The sequence below is a fragment of the Streptomyces sp. NPDC001889 genome, from assembly GCF_053594535.1.
Map to the genome: position 1 here is coordinate 1 of NZ_JBSFER010000005.1, position 13,964 is coordinate 13,964.

Sequence of the window (13,964 nt, forward strand, 5' to 3'; positions counted from 1 at the left end):
CCCGACACCCCCATCATCACCACCGACGCCCGCCACCGCGCCGACGCCAAAAGCGCCCTCATCACCCTCGTCGAACACGCCCTCATGGCCCGGCTGCGCTGACGCGTACCCGCTGAGAGCCCCCGTAATCCCCTGTGACCGGGAGTGCGGGGGCTCTACCATGTCGGCATGGCAGTTTCCTGATCGGGCGGAGCAGTTCCGTCGAGACAGCGACCCGGCGCGAGCCGCCGGGTCTCCTCCGTCTGCCCGCTCACTTCAGGAGACCTTCATGCCTTACCGCCCTGTGTCGTCCTCCGCCGCCCTGGACCGCCGTGTCGAGCGGCTCCGCCGGATCTCCGAGGACGAACCGCTGCTCGACGGCGTACTGCTGTACGGGTCCTGGACGCTCGGCGAGGCCGACGCCCACTCGGACATCGAGGCGTATCTCTTCGTGCGGGACGGTGAGGCGGAGGGGTTCGACGGGCGCGGGTTCGTGGAGCGGCTGGCGCCGCTGAAGCTGGCGTACACGAACATGTACGGGATTCTCGCGGTCGTCTTCGACGATCTGATGCGCGGGGAGTTCCATGTGGAGGAGGCCGGGCCGGGGATCGCGGCGGTGGCCGGCTGGCGGGGGATGGTGCATCTGCCGGACCCGGGGGCGGCGGTGCTGCTCGACCGGAGCGGGCGGCTGGGGGCGGCGGCGCGGGAGCTGGCGGAGTTCGTGCCGCCGGAGCCGGGGGCGACGGCGAGGCAGCTCGCCGACGAGCTGGCCAACTGGACGCTGATGCTGGGGCATGTGCTGGCGCGGGGGGAGGTGGCGCGGGGGCACGCGCTGCTGCACACGGTGATCGCGCCGCAGCAGCTCCAGTTGTGCAGGCTGCTGCGCGGCAGCACGGCGCACTGGCTGACGCCGAGCAGGGCGCTGGAGGCGGATCTGCCGGCGGGGGATGTGGAGCGGTACCGGGGGACGACGTGCGCGGCGCGGGAGGCGGAGGTGCGGGGGGCGGCGCGGGCGAGTTGGGAGTGGAGCGGGGAGTTGCTCCGTGAGGCGTCGCGGCGCTGGGAGTTTGCTCTGCCGGCCTCGCTGCTCCCCGAGATCACGGAGATCCTCCGCTGAGGCTCCCCCCTCCGGGGGGCTGCCCACCGGGGGTGCGCCGAGGGTCCGGGGGTGGCCTGAACGCGGGAGGGCTCGGGCGCCCGGGGGCCTCGGCGCCGGGGGCGCCCCCACCCGGCCTCGCTGGCCCCGGGCAAACCCGGTTCGGCCGGGGGGCTGGGCGTATTCAGCCTCGCCGGCGATTGAGGCGCGGGGGTTCGGGGGCCGGCCCCCGACCGTGGCCCGCACCGTGCTGGGTCCCGTGGCGCGGGGTCCGTCCTCAAACTCCCCCAGAGCTGCCTCTGGGAGGTGCCCCCAGACGGGCTGATTCTGCTCGGGTTACCTGTGGCGCGGGGGCCGTCCTCGAGCTCTCCCGGAGCTGCCTCTGGGAGGTGCCCCCGGACGGGCTGGGTGGATCTGGGCGGGCCGGGTGGGTCCGGGCGAGCCCGGGGTGGGGACGGGATGTCCCGGGGTCGGGGCATCCCGGGGAGGGGTTAGCCCTGCCAGCTGTGGGAGGGCTGGAAGCCGCGTTGGCGTTCGAGGCGGCGCCAGCCGGCGGTGGACGGCGGGTGCGGGAGGGAGGAGGACGCGGCGGCGGGGTGCGCGGCGGCGCGGGCCAGCAGAACCGCGGTGATCGCCGCCAGCTCCTCCGGCTCGCACTCCCCCTTCTCCACCCGCAGCAGCGAAGCGTCAGCAGCAGCACTCATCGGTATTCCGGCTCCGTTCTCTCCGCAGCACTCACTGCGGGGGGTTGCCGTGCTTGCGCGACGGCAGGTCGGCGTGCTTGGTGCGGAGCATCGCGAGCGACGCGATCAGCACCTCGCGGGTCTCCGCGGGGTCGATGACATCGTCGACAAGACCCCGCTCGGCCGCGTAGTACGGATGCATCAGCTCGGACTTGTACTCCTTGACCATGCGGGTCCGCATGGCCTCGGGGTCCTCGGCCTCCGCGATCTGCCTGCGGAAGATGACGTTGGCGGCACCCTCGGCGCCCATCACCGCGATCTCGTTGGTCGGCCAGGCATACGTCAGATCCGCTCCGATGGACTGGGAGTCCATCACGATGTACGCACCGCCGTAGGCCTTGCGCAGGATCAGCGAGATCCTCGGCACCGTCGCGTTGCAGTACGCGTAGAGCAGCTTCGCGCCGTGCCGGATGATCCCACCGTGCTCCTGGTCCACCCCGGGGAGAAAGCCGGGCACGTCCAGAAGAGTGATGATCGGAATATTGAAAGCGTCGCACATCTGCACAAAACGCGCAGCCTTTTCCGACGCCTCGATGTCCAGCACCCCGGCCAGGGACTGCGGCTGGTTCGCCACGATCCCGACGACCTGCCCGTTCAGCCGCGCCAGCGCGCAGATGATGTTCCGGGCCCAGCGCTCGTGGATCTCCAGATAGTCGCCCTCGTCGACGAGTTCCTCGATCACCTGGTGCATGTCGTACGGGCGGTTCCCGTCCGCCGGCACCAGGTCCAGGAGGACGTCGGAGCGCCGGTCCGCCGGGTCGTCGGAGGCCACCGTCGGCGGGTTCTCGCGGTTGTTCTGCGGGAGCATCGACAGGAGGTAGCGGACCTCGGCGATGCAGGTCTCCTCGTCGTCGTACGCGAAGTGCGCCACGCCCGAGGTCTCCGCGTGGACATCCGCGCCGCCCAGACCGTTCTGGGTGATCTCCTCACCGGTGACGGCCTTGACCACATCCGGTCCGGTGATGAACATCTGCGAGGTCTCACGGACCATGAAGACGAAGTCGGTGAGGGCCGGGGAGTAGGCCGCGCCGCCGGCGCACGGGCCGAGCATCACGCTGATCTGGGGGATCACCCCGGAGGCCCGGGTGTTCCGCTGGAAGATCCCGCCGTATCCGGCGAGCGCCGAGACGCCTTCCTGGATACGGGCGCCGGCGCCGTCGTTCAGGGAGACCAGCGGCGCACCGGCCGAGATGGCCATGTCCATGATCTTGTGGATCTTGGTGGCGTGGGCCTCGCCCAGCGCGCCGCCGAAGATCCGGAAGTCGTGCGCGTAGACGAAGACCGTCCGGCCCTCGACCGTGCCCCAGCCGGTGATCACACCGTCGGTGTAGGGCTTCTTGGCCTCCAGCCCGAACCCCACCGCCCGGTGCCGCCGCAGCTGCTCCACCTCGTGGAAGGAGCCCGGGTCCACCAGCAGCTCGATGCGCTCGCGCGCGGTCAGCTTGCCCTTGGCGTGCTGGGCCTCGGTCGCACGGTCGCTCGGCCCCCGCAGGGCCCGCTCCCGCAGCTCGTGCAGCTCGGCCACGCGCCCACGGGCGTCCGTCGGCTCGCTCGGGGTCTCGTCCACAACGGTCATGTACCGACCCTACGGATCGGACCAAGAAAACCGTCCCGTTGACTCTGTACAGTCTCGCGGCCGTTCTCCTGTGTGGCTCCAACAGAACCATTTGGCCTAGCGCCCCAACCACCAGCACAGAGGAGTGGTTCCTTGTGGGGGTCCCACAAATGGCTCAGCCGAGGATCACATCGCAGCGGTGGCTCGCCCCCGCCGTCCCCGCGCTGAGCCGCAGCCGCAGCGCCGCCCCGGTGCCCAGGATCTCGACCCCGGGGCCGTGCTCGGTGACCCGGCGCACCGGCCGCCGCCAGACGACCTCCAGCGGCTCCCCGGTCCGTACCGGATCGCTGAGCCGCAGACTCGCCGTCCGGCCGTCCCGACCTCGGCGCACGAGAAGGGCGGCGGGCGCGGACACGGTGAGCGCCCCCACCGTACCGGCCTGCCAGAAGTTGGCCGCGAACAGGCCCAGGGAGTCCACGGAGACGGCCTGCCGCGCGGCGGTGTTGGCGTGCACGCGCAGCCACCGGCGGTCGGCCGCGCGGGCCGCCACCGCGCGCCGGGAGGCACCGGGCATCAGCAGGTAGGCATAGGAGCCGGCGCGCGGATCGGTGCCGTGGTCGAACCAGAGTGTCCGGTAGCGGCGGGTGACCCGCTCGGTGGAGCCGCCGGTGTTGATGTCGCTCCAGGCGCCGGCGCGGTCCTCGCGCAGGGTGCGCAGCCGCCGGGTGCCGTACGGGAAGACCCAGCCGCCGTGCCCGTCGAGATGGGCCCAGCCCGGGCCGGCGGCGAAGGTCTCGGTGCCGCTCGCGCCGAGGTTGCGGTTGTCGACGACGGTCTCGACGGGCACCCCGTCGGCGCACGCGATCCCGGCACCGAGGCAGATGACCGCGTCGTCGGCGCAGAACCAGGACTTGTGGGCGCGGAGCGTGGAGCCGAGCCCGTGGAGGTGCTGGCCGACCGCCGCGTACTCCCCGTCGGTCGCGCCGCCCACCCAGCGCGCGGCGGGCCGGGGCTCGCCCCACTCCCCGCCCTCGCGGTCGGCGAGACGGCGGGTGGAGACGGTGGTGCCGGGGAGCCGGTAGGGGTCGGCGGTCGGCCAGAACCAGTCGGTGTACTGCCCGCCCTGGCCGTGGGCGGGCCACCACAGGAGCAGACCCGAACCGGTGTGCCAGCCGCGCGGGTTCTCGCCGTTTCCGCACTCGTAGTGCGCGATCCGCTCGGAGGCCATGGAGATGTTCACGGCCCATCCGTCGCGCCGGTGCACGGCCCGGTCCATGGCGGCGAAGAGGGTGTGCCCGGAGGGCTCGGGGGCGGCGGCCGTCGCCGAGGCGTCGATCGCGTGGAGCCGCGCGAGGTCGGCGACCCCGAACTGCGGGGAGCGCAGCACGGGCACGGTGGTGTCGCGGCGCGTCCAGCCCTTGACGCGGGAGTGCCAGCGCTCGCGCTCGTCCGGGCTCGCCGCTCCGGCGAGCAGCGCGATGGCGGCGATCAGGGCGTGCCCGTGGAAGTGGTCGCCGCGCATCACCCGCCGGTCGTCGTCGCGGAGCAGGCCCCGGCTGATGGCGCGTCCGTTGACGCCGTCCATCACGAGACCGTTGTGGATCAGCGGGGCGAAGGCCCGTTCCACGCTGTCGAGGACGATCTGCCGGCGGGGGTCGTCGACCGCCCAGGGCGAGCCGGCGAGCAGGGTGAGGAGCCGGCCGAGGCCGTCGAGGAGCACCTGTCCGTAGGTGCCGGAGTAGGCGACCCAGGTGTGCTGGACGAACGAGCCGTCGGCGTGGAGGCCGTCGCCCCGGGTGACATACGGGAAGACCGGCGACAGGGCGTCGCGGGCGAGGGTGATCCGGGCGCTGTCGCGGCCGATGACACCGCGCAGGACGACGGAGCGGCAGAGGTCGACGCGGTTGGCTCCGGTGGAGGTGCCCGAGTAGTCGGTCAGCAGGGTGTCGGGGATGAAGTGGTCGACGGCGGCGCAGGCCGCGCCCCGCTGCTCCGGGGTGAGCCGGTCGTGGAGGAGGGCGACGGTGTCCATGAGGAGGCGGGGGCTGCCGATCTGCCACTCCCACCAGTTGCCCCAGCGGGTGGTGGAGGGGTGGTAGACGGTGGCGGAGAGATGGTCGAGGCCCGTGCGGACGGCGTCCAGGAGGGCGGGTCCGGTGCCGGACGCGGGGGCGTGCGCGTGGGCCTGCGCCATGGTCCACAGCCGGCTGTAGCTGCGGGTGATCCCGGCGGGCGGGTCGTAGCGCAGTCCGGGCCAGAGCGAGGCGGGCGCCGGGTCCATGGTGGCGAGGTGGGAGGCGGCGAGGCGGGCGGTCTCGGCGATGCGGGAGGCGTAGGGCTCGGCGGTGGGGTCGTAGCCGGTGCCGAGGGCGATCTCCACCCAGCGCAGCCGGAGGGTGTCGTACGGGTCGGCTGTTCCGGCGGCCGGCCGGGCCCCGGCTCCGGCTCCGGGGGCGGCTCCGGCTCCGGGGGCGGCGGCCAGGGCGGGCAGGGAGGCCAGGGCGGTGAGGACGGTGCGGCGGGGCCAGGCGGACGGCTGGGACACGGGAGCCTCCGGAGGGCGGGTGCGGATGCGGTCCTGCCGTCCGGTCTAGCACGCGCTCCGCCCTTCCCTCAGGGGGCGGGAGTGCGCGGGATTCCGTAACACCACCCGATCGGGTGAAGGCGGTTTGCGGCGGCGGGAGGACCACCAAGAGAGTGAACGCGTCCCGGCCCGGCGGGACCCGCGGGCGCGGGCGGCGGCGCCGGTGGCGCGGGGACCGGCTCCCGGGAACCGGTATCCGAGCGAGAAACAGGTGACCACAGTGATCCCACGGACCGTTCCCGCCGCACCGGGCCGCGTCCCGGTGCTGGGGCACTCCCCCGCCCTGCTGCGCGACCCGCTCGGCTTCCTCGGCTCGCTCGCCGGGACCGGTGAGCTGGTCGAGGTCTCGCTCGGGCCGCGCGCGGTGTGGGTGGTCACCAGCCCCGCCCTGGTCCATGAGCTGCTGACCGCCCTGGCGGGGCCGTGCCCGCGCGGCGCCGTGCAGAACACCCTGCGGGAGGCGTTCGGCGACGGGCTGCTGATGTCGGAGGGAGTGCCGCACCGGGACCGGCGGCGGGCGGTCCGGCCCGCGTTCTCCGCCGCGAGCGCCGGCCGGCGGATACGGGTGGTGGAGGAGGTGACCCTGGAGCGCGCCGGACGGTGGCGCCCCGGGCGGGTGCTGGACGTGGCGGCGGAGATGAACCGGCTGGCGCTGGAGATCGTCACCCGGGCGCTGTTGGGGGTGCGGCTGCGGGCGGAGACCGCGGACGCCTTCCACCGGGCGCTGCCGGATCTGGTGAAGGGGCAGATCGCGCGGTCGCTCTGTCCGCGACCGGTGTTCGCGCGGCTGCCGCTGCCGGTCAACCGGCGGTTCGGCGCGGCGGTGCGGGCGCTGGACCGGGTCGTCGACGAGGTGGTGGCGGCGGCTCCCGGGAGGGCCCCGGGCGGGGTGGACTCGCTGCTGTCGCTGCTGCGGTCGGCGACCGATCCCGGCACCGGGGCCCCGCTGGACGACGCGGCCGTGCGCTCCGAGGTGATCACCGTGCTCGGCGCGGGGACGGAGACCGTCTCGTCGGTGCTGACCTGGTTCTTCCATGAGCTGCTGCGGGCGCCGAGGGTGCACGCCGAGGTCCTGGCGGAGCTGGCGGAGGTCCTCGGCCCCGGTGACGGCCACGACGGCGGCGGCGGGCTGACGCCGGCGGCGGTCGGGCGGCTGGTGTATCTGCGCCGGGTGCTGCGGGAGGTGCTGCGGCTGCACGCCCCCAACGCGTTTCTGATGCGTACCGCCGCGCGGGATGTGCGGCTGGGACCGTACGCCGTCCCCGCCGGCACCGAGCTGCTGTACAGCCTGACCGCCCTGCACCGCGACCCCGCGCACTGGGCCGACCCGCTCGCCTTCGACCCGGAGCGGTGGGCGGGCGCGGCGGGCCGGGAACTGTTCCTGCCGTACGGCGCGGGGCGGCACCGGTGCGCGGGCGAGGCGTTCGCGTGGATGGAACTGGCGGTGGTGGCGGCGGCGGTGCTGCGCCGCTGGCGTCCGGTGCCGGTGTCGGGGGCACGGCCCCGGGAGCTGGTGTGGACCACGGTGCAGGCGCGCGGGGTGGCCATGGCGGTCGTCCCGCGCGCGGCGCCCGCCGCCGTCCCTTCGGCCCGGCGGACGAGGGCGGGGAGCACACCGTGACGGCGGGGACGGCCGGCGGCCCGCCGGAGCCCGAGCCGGCCGGCGGTCCGCCGGAGCCCGAGCCCGAGCACAGCGCGTGGCTGCTGCGCCACCGGCTCCTCCCGGAGGCCGAGCTGGAGCGCTACCACACGTACGCGCTGCCGGAGCTGATACGCCGGGCCTACCCCGGGGCCCCGGGCGGGGAGCGGGGGCTGCTGACCGACATCCTCGGCTGGTACACCGTCGTCGATGATCTCTTCGACGGTCCGCTGGGGCGCGATGTGCCCGGGGCGCGGGCGCTGGTCCGGGAGCTGACCGGGGTGACGCGGTCCCCCGGGGGCCGCTCCCTGGGCGGTGCGGGTGTGGTGGGCGCCTGGTGTGATCTGTGGGACCGGCAGTGCCGGGGCAGGACGGCGCTGTGGTGCCGCCGCGCGGCCGGGGACTGGACGCGGACCCTGGGCACCTTCGCCACCGAGACCGCCCACCGGGCCCGAGGCGGTCTGCCCTCGGTGGCGGAGTCGGCGCTGCTGCGCCGGTGGGCCGGGGGTCTGTATCCCTTCATGAACATGCTGGAGCACGTGCAGGGCACCGAGCTGCCCGCGCGGCTGCGGGCGCGGCCCGCCTGGCGGCGGCTGCGGGCCCATACCGCCGATGCCGCCACCCTGATCAACGATCTCTTCTCGCTGGCCCGGGAGGAGGAGCAGAACTGCGGCTTCAACATGGTGGTGGTGCTGCGCCGGGAGCGCGGGCTGACCCGGGAGGAGGCGCTCACGGCGGTACGGGAGCGGGTGCGGCGGCTGGAGGAGGAGAGCGCGCTGCTGCGGTCGGGGCTCGCCCGGGAGTTCCCGGGGAGCCGCTGGTATCTGGAGGGCACCCGGCAGCTGGTGGCGGGGGTGCGCGCGTGGACGGGGTCCACGGCCCGCTACAGGGGGCCGAAGAGCCAGTTGCCGGGGGTGTCGGTGGCCTCGCTGGTGTAGAACTCCTCGACGGCGGCCCGGACCTCGTCCAGGCTGATGTATCCGTCGCCGTCGATGTCGATGGTGGTGAAGGCCTCGTGGAGCGGTCCGGCGGAGAGGCCGAGGGTCCGGCCGTACATGGTGGTGTACTCGGCGCGGTCGATGCGGCCGTCGCCGTCGGTGTCGCACAGTTCGAGCCAGGCCCGGAGCATCGCGCTCATGCGGCCGAGGAAGCCCTCGCGGTCGGTCGCGACGGCGTGGCGGACACCGGCCCGCCACTCGGCCCGGTCGATCGCGCCCCTGCCCTCGGCGTCCATGATCGTGAGGTCGGTGGCCCACAGGACGGCGAAGCACTGCTGGAGCCGGGCGACGGTGCCGGGGGCGTCGGCGCCGAAGGCGGTGCCGAGCTTCGCGGCCAGGGACACCAGGTCCGCCTCGCGGATACGGCCGTCGCCGTCCGTGTCGAGCATGTCGAAGGACCGGTCCAACTTGGTGTCCAGGATGGTGCGTTCGCCGGGGGCTGGTTCGCTCATGGGCGGACGCTACCCGGGGTACGGGGGGCGGAGACGACACCGTCGAGTGGTTTGCGGGGCGCGTGGTGGACGCCGCCGGGGATCATGCGGTACGCCCCCGGGCGGTGGCGCGCGCCATCGCGCCGGCGGCCCTGAGGCCGGAGCCGGTGAGGACCAGGACGAGGACCAGAACGAGAACGAGAACGAGAACGAGAACGAGGACGAGGACGAGGACGAGGACGGTCGGGCCGCCGGGCCGGATGGCCCCGTGGGCGGCGAAGAGGCCGAGGGCCGCGCCGGCGGGCTCGGCGTACAGCCTCTTCGGGGCCGGCCGCGCTCTCGACGGCGGGCCGCGGGCGCCGGGGAGCGTCCATGGCGCGGGCTCCGGAGAGCGCGTTCCCGGTGACCCCGTCCAAAGAAGTTGAAACTTGAACGGAATAGGTCTACAGTCGCTCTCGTTGAAGCTTCAACAACAGCGCTTCGGATGCCGGCCCCCGGATTCGGAGCCTCGGAGGTGAAGCCCCGGAGACGGAGCCTCGACCGCCGAACCGCCGAATCACCGGCCGGGCGTCCACCGCGCCGGGCCCGTCCCCCCACAGGAGTCGTCATGGGTCTGTTCAACCGCAAGTCCGCCACCGCCACCGCCGTCGTCGACGCCCCCGTCGACCCCGCGCTCGCCGCCCTGACCGGCGAGTACAGCATCGACACGGCCCACAGCAGCATCGGCTTCACCGTCCGTCACGCGATGGTGACCAATGTCCGGGGCTCCTTCGGTGAGCACGAGGGCACGCTGAAGCTGAACGGCGCGGACCCGGCCGCCTCCGAGGCCGTCCTCGATGTGAAGATCGCCTCCATCGACACCGGTATCGCCGACCGCGACGGTCATCTGCGCAGCGCCGACTTCTTCGACGCCGAGCAGTTCCCGCTGATGTCGTTCCGCTCCACCGCCGCCGAGCAGCTCGGCGGCGACGCCTACCGGGTGACCGGTGAGCTGACGATCAAGGACGTGACGCGCCCGCTCGCCATCGATCTGGAGTTCAACGGCTCGGCCACGGACGTCTACGGCAACGAGCGGGTCGGCTTCGAGGGCAGCGCCGAGATCCTGCGCTCCGACTGGGGCCTGACCTGGAACGCGGCGCTGGAGACCGGCGGTGTGATGGTCAGCGACAAGGTCAAGCTGAACTTCGACATCTCGGCGATCAAGGCGGCCTGACGCCGCACCCCGTGACCGGCCGGGCCCCCTGGCCGGCACCCCCCGAGCGCGCCCGCCCCGCCGTCCCCCCACGGCACGGGCGGGCGCTCCGCCGTGCGCCTCACATACCGCCGCCGCCGTCGGAACCGCCGCCGAAGCCTCCCCCGCCGAGGTCCCCGCCGCCGCCCCCGTCGAAACCGCCGCCGAAGCCGCCGAAGTCTGAGCTGTCGAAGTCCGATGACGAGAAGGCGCCGGAGGCGAAGTCGTCGCCGCCGTACTCCGCCGCGTAGGCCGGGGAGGAGAGCACGGCACCGAGCATGGTGCCCGCCAGCAGCCCGGGGAGCAGACCGCCGCCGAAGTAGCCGCCGGCCCAGGGCCCGTACGCCGGCCCCGCCTCCCAGTAGGGGCGGCGGCCCGTCTCCGTCTCGACGGTACGGGCCAGGGGGGCGAGGTGGTCGTCCAGCCGGGCCGCGTCGGCCGCGCAGACCGGGACGTCACGGGCCGGGCAGCCCTGCGGGGCCCAGCTCCGCTCGGCCACGGAGAGGCCGTGGCGCGGGTCGAAGAAGCAGGGCGGACGGCGCTCGGGGACGGGCCGGCCGGTGCGGCGGGCGTCCAGGGCGGCCAGTCCGAACCGGCCATCGTCCAGGGCCGTGGTGACCGCGCGGACGTCCGAGGGCCGGCGGGCCGAGGCCATCGCGGACTTCGCGGTGTCGTAGGCGTCGAGCGCGCGCTCGTAGTCGGCGCGCATGGCGTCGTCCGCGCCCCGCTCGGACGGATGGAAGTCCAGCCGGTCCAGCTCCTCGCCGAAGGCGGTGATGTCCTCGTCGACGACCACCCGCAGCCTGTCGAGCGCCGCCCGCTCCTCGGCCGCCTTCCCGCGGCGGCGCGAACGGACGATCCCGTACACCAGCAGGGCGCCCGCCACGAGGGCCGCGCCGAGGGCGATCAGCACACCGGTCTTCGTACCGTCGTCGGCGGTCCGCGCCTCGGGGGTGCCCCAGGAGGCGGGGGCGGCACCGCTCATCCGGGGCAGGGCCAGACCGGCGAAGCTGTCGAGTTGGGCCGCCGCGTCCCCGCCCGGCGGGGTCCGCACCGTCGCGACCAGGTCGCGGACGGTGCCCCGGGGCAGGACGGCGCCGTCGGCGCCCGCGTCGAAACCGTCGCCGAGGCGGACGGCGTACAGACCGGCGATCCCGGTCGCGGCGCGGAGGTTCCGGAGCAGACCGTCCGGCGCGAACTCACCGGCGACGGGCAGCACGGCGACGAAGAGGGGTCTCCCCGACTTCCTGATCCTGTCGGAGAGGGCCCGCGCCTCGGCGCGGGAGAGCTGTCCGGAGGCGCGCGGGTCCACATGGACCGGGCCCTCGCGGAAGGCCTCCGCCACGGCGGCGGGCCCTTCGGCCAGGGGCGCGGGGGCCACCGCCCGCTGGGCGCCGGCGCCCGCCGGCGCCCCCGGGACCGCACCGGCGGCGGCCGGGAGCACCAGCAACAGGCCCAGGGCGCCGGACAGCGCGGAGAACAACCTGATCTTCATAAGCCGAGACGCTACCCGAAATATGGCCATTTCGGACAAGCGTCATGTACGGCTGGTACGTCAGTTGGCGGGGTCGACTCCGGCGCGCAGCAGACCGTAGGTGTAGGCGTCCTCCAGGGCCTGCCAGGAGGCGGCGATGACATTGTCGGCGACCCCGACGGTGGACCACTCGCCGGCGCCGTCACCCGTGGTGATCAGCACCCGGGTGGTGGAGTCCGTGCCGTGGCGGCCTTCGAGGATACGGACCTTGTAGTCCACCAGCTCCAGCTTGGCGAGCGGCGGGTAGAAGCGCTCCAGGCCGACCCGCATCGCCCGGTCGAGGGCGTTGACCGGGCCGTTGCCCTCGGCGGTGGCGACGATGCGCTCGCCCTTGACCCACAGCTTCACCGTGGCCTCGTTGGCGTGGGTGCCGTCGGGGCGGTCCTCGACGATGGCCCGCCAGGACTCGGTGCGGAAGTAGGTGCGGGCCCTGCCCTCGGCCTCGGCGCGCAGCAGCAGCTCGAAGGAGGCGTCGGCGGCCTCGTAGGTGTATCCCTTCAGCTCGCGCTCCTTGACCCGCTCGACCACCCGGCCGACCAGCTCGCGGTCGTCGCCGAGGTCGACCCCCAGCTCCTTGCCCTTCAGCTCGACGGAGGCGCGGCCGGCCATGTCGGAGACGAGCATCCGCATGGTGTTGCCGACCAGCTCGGGGTCGATGTGCTGGTAGAGGTCCGGGTCGACCTTGATCGCGGAGGCGTGCAGGCCCGCCTTGTGGGCGAAGGCCGAAACACCCACATAGGGCTGGTGGGTGGAGGGGGTGAGGTTGACGACCTCGGCGATGGCGTAGGAGATCCGGGTCATGTCGGCGAGGGAGCCGGGGGGCAGCACGGTCTTGCCGTACTTCAGCTCCAGCGCGGCGACGACCGGGAAGAGGTTGGCGTTGCCGACCCGCTCGCCGTAGCCGTTGGCCGTGCACTGGACGTGGGTGGCGCCGGCGTCGACGGCGGCGAGGGTGTTGGCGACGGCGCAGCCCGTGTCGTCCTGGGCGTGGATGCCGAGGCGGGCGCCGGTGTCCGCGAGGACGGTGGCGACGACGGCCTGGATCTGGGCGGGGAGCATGCCGCCGTTGGTGTCGCAGAGGACGACGACATCGGCACCGGCGCCGGAGGCGGCACGGACGACCGCCTTGGCGTACTCGGGGTTGGCGCGGTAGCCGTCGAAGAAGTGCTCGCAGTCGACGAAGACCCGGCGGCCCTGGGCGCGGAGGTGGGCGACGGTGTCGCGGACCATCTCCAGGTTCTCCTCCAGAGTGGTGCGCAGGGCCAGTTCGACATGGCGGTCGTGGGCCTTGGCGACCAGGGTGATCACCGGGGCGCCGGAGTCGAGCAGCGCCTTGACCTGCGGGTCCTCGGCGGCCTTGGCACCGGCGCGGCGGGTGGCGCCGAAGGCGACGAGCTGGGCGTTCCGGAAGGTGATCTCCTGCTGGGCGCGGGAGAAGAACTCGGTGTCCCGGGGGTTCGCGCCGGGCCAGCCGCCCTCGATGAAGGCCACACCGAAGTCGTCGAGGTGGCGCGCGATGGTCAGCTTGTCCGCGACGGTGAGGTTGATGCCCTCGCGCTGGGCGCCGTCGCGGAGGGTGGTGTCGAAGACATGGAAGCTGTCGTCGAGGGGGCTGCTGTCATCGGTGGCCGTGCCCGTGTCCGTGTCCGTGGGCTGTCTGGTCATGGCTGCTGTGACTCCTGTCGGGTGAGTGGCTCCCGGAATTTCTGGCTCCACTTGCCCCTATTTTCGCGTGCGGTTCGGATTCGGCCGAGGTGGGGCCGGAAAACGAAAAAACCCCTCGCGGGTGCGAGAGGTGGGCGCGCGGGTCGGGGGCGGGTGGGCGCGTCGTACGGGGTGGTACGAGGCGATCACGGCGGACCGGCGCGCCTGCTGCCGATAATCATGGCGAACGAAAGCACGCGGCGAGTGTGCCACACGCGGGGGTGGGGGTGCGTGCTCGTCTCGCCATCCGGTCACCCCGGGGGGATCGTGCGCCCGCACCCAGAGGCAGCTCTGGGGGAGCTTGAGGACGGACCCTGTGCCACAGGACCCCGCATCCCGCGGGCCACGGTCGGGGGCCAGCCCCCGAACCCCCGCGCCTCAAACGCCGGCGGGGCTGGATTTGCTCAGGTCGCCGGAGGGGCCGAGGCCGCCAGCAAGGCTGGGTTTGCTCAGGTCGCCGGAGGGGCCGT

10 protein-coding genes and 1 pseudogene are annotated in these 13,964 nt (G+C 73.7%); 5 read left to right on the forward strand and 6 right to left on the reverse strand.

Going from position 1 to position 13,964, the window contains the following annotated elements:
- Positions 1-102 (forward strand): annotated as a pseudogene (locus tag ACWCRA_RS06685) (ATP-binding protein); the annotation flags it as partial.
- Between the two features lie 166 nt (positions 103-268).
- A complete protein-coding gene (locus ACWCRA_RS06690; protein ID WP_451066969.1) occupies positions 269-1,096 on the forward strand; it encodes a nucleotidyltransferase domain-containing protein in 828 nt (275 codons plus the stop codon).
- 470 nt (positions 1,097-1,566) lie between these two features.
- Here the strand turns inward: ACWCRA_RS06690 and ACWCRA_RS06695 are convergent, their stop codons facing one another.
- The 3 genes from ACWCRA_RS06695 to ACWCRA_RS06705 all read right to left on the reverse strand — a co-directional run bounded on the left by ACWCRA_RS06695 (position 1,567) and on the right by ACWCRA_RS06705 (position 5,918).
- A complete protein-coding gene (locus tag ACWCRA_RS06695) occupies positions 1,567-1,779 on the reverse strand; it encodes an acyl-CoA carboxylase subunit epsilon (protein WP_351559182.1) in 213 nt (70 codons plus the stop codon).
- Between the two features lie 31 nt (positions 1,780-1,810).
- The gene (locus ACWCRA_RS06700; RefSeq protein WP_351559184.1) at positions 1,811-3,394 is read right to left on the reverse strand and encodes an acyl-CoA carboxylase subunit beta; all 1,584 of its coding nucleotides are present in this window, start codon (positions 3,392-3,394) and stop codon (positions 1,811-1,813) included.
- Positions 3,395-3,548: 154 nt separating this feature from the next.
- On the reverse strand, positions 3,549-5,918 hold the full coding sequence (locus ACWCRA_RS06705) for a polysaccharide lyase 8 family protein (protein ID WP_351559186.1): 2,370 nt from the start codon (positions 5,916-5,918) through the stop codon (positions 3,549-3,551).
- A gap of 259 nt (positions 5,919-6,177) precedes the next feature.
- On the opposite strand from ACWCRA_RS06705, the gene ACWCRA_RS06710 reads away from it, so the two are divergent.
- A complete protein-coding gene (locus ACWCRA_RS06710; protein WP_451066970.1) occupies positions 6,178-7,578 on the forward strand; it encodes a cytochrome P450 in 1,401 nt (466 codons plus the stop codon).
- Positions 7,575-8,534: a terpene synthase family protein gene (locus ACWCRA_RS06715; RefSeq protein ID WP_451066971.1), complete on the forward strand. Its 960-nt coding sequence runs from the start codon at positions 7,575-7,577 to the stop codon at positions 8,532-8,534. The genes ACWCRA_RS06710 and ACWCRA_RS06715 overlap by 4 nt, the downstream gene beginning before the upstream one ends.
- Here the strand turns inward: ACWCRA_RS06715 and ACWCRA_RS06720 are convergent.
- Positions 8,480-9,046: an EF-hand domain-containing protein gene (locus tag ACWCRA_RS06720; protein ID WP_351559192.1), complete on the reverse strand. Its 567-nt coding sequence runs from the start codon at positions 9,044-9,046 to the stop codon at positions 8,480-8,482. The two genes, ACWCRA_RS06715 and ACWCRA_RS06720, sit on opposite strands and share 55 nt — an antisense overlap.
- 586 nt (positions 9,047-9,632) lie before the next feature.
- Here ACWCRA_RS06720 and ACWCRA_RS06725 point away from each other — a divergent pair.
- Entirely contained in the window at positions 9,633-10,238 is a 606-nt protein-coding gene (locus ACWCRA_RS06725; protein WP_351559194.1) for a YceI family protein, read from the forward strand.
- A gap of 100 nt (positions 10,239-10,338) precedes the next feature.
- Here the strand turns inward: ACWCRA_RS06725 and ACWCRA_RS06730 are convergent, their stop codons facing one another.
- Positions 10,339-11,751, reverse strand: a complete 1,413-nt coding sequence (locus ACWCRA_RS06730; protein ID WP_451066972.1) for a hypothetical protein — start codon at positions 11,749-11,751, stop codon at positions 10,339-10,341.
- Positions 11,752-11,811: 60 nt separating this feature from the next.
- A complete protein-coding gene (cimA, locus tag ACWCRA_RS06735; protein WP_351559197.1) occupies positions 11,812-13,455 on the reverse strand; it encodes a citramalate synthase in 1,644 nt (547 codons plus the stop codon).
- Positions 13,456-13,964 lie beyond the last annotated feature (509 nt).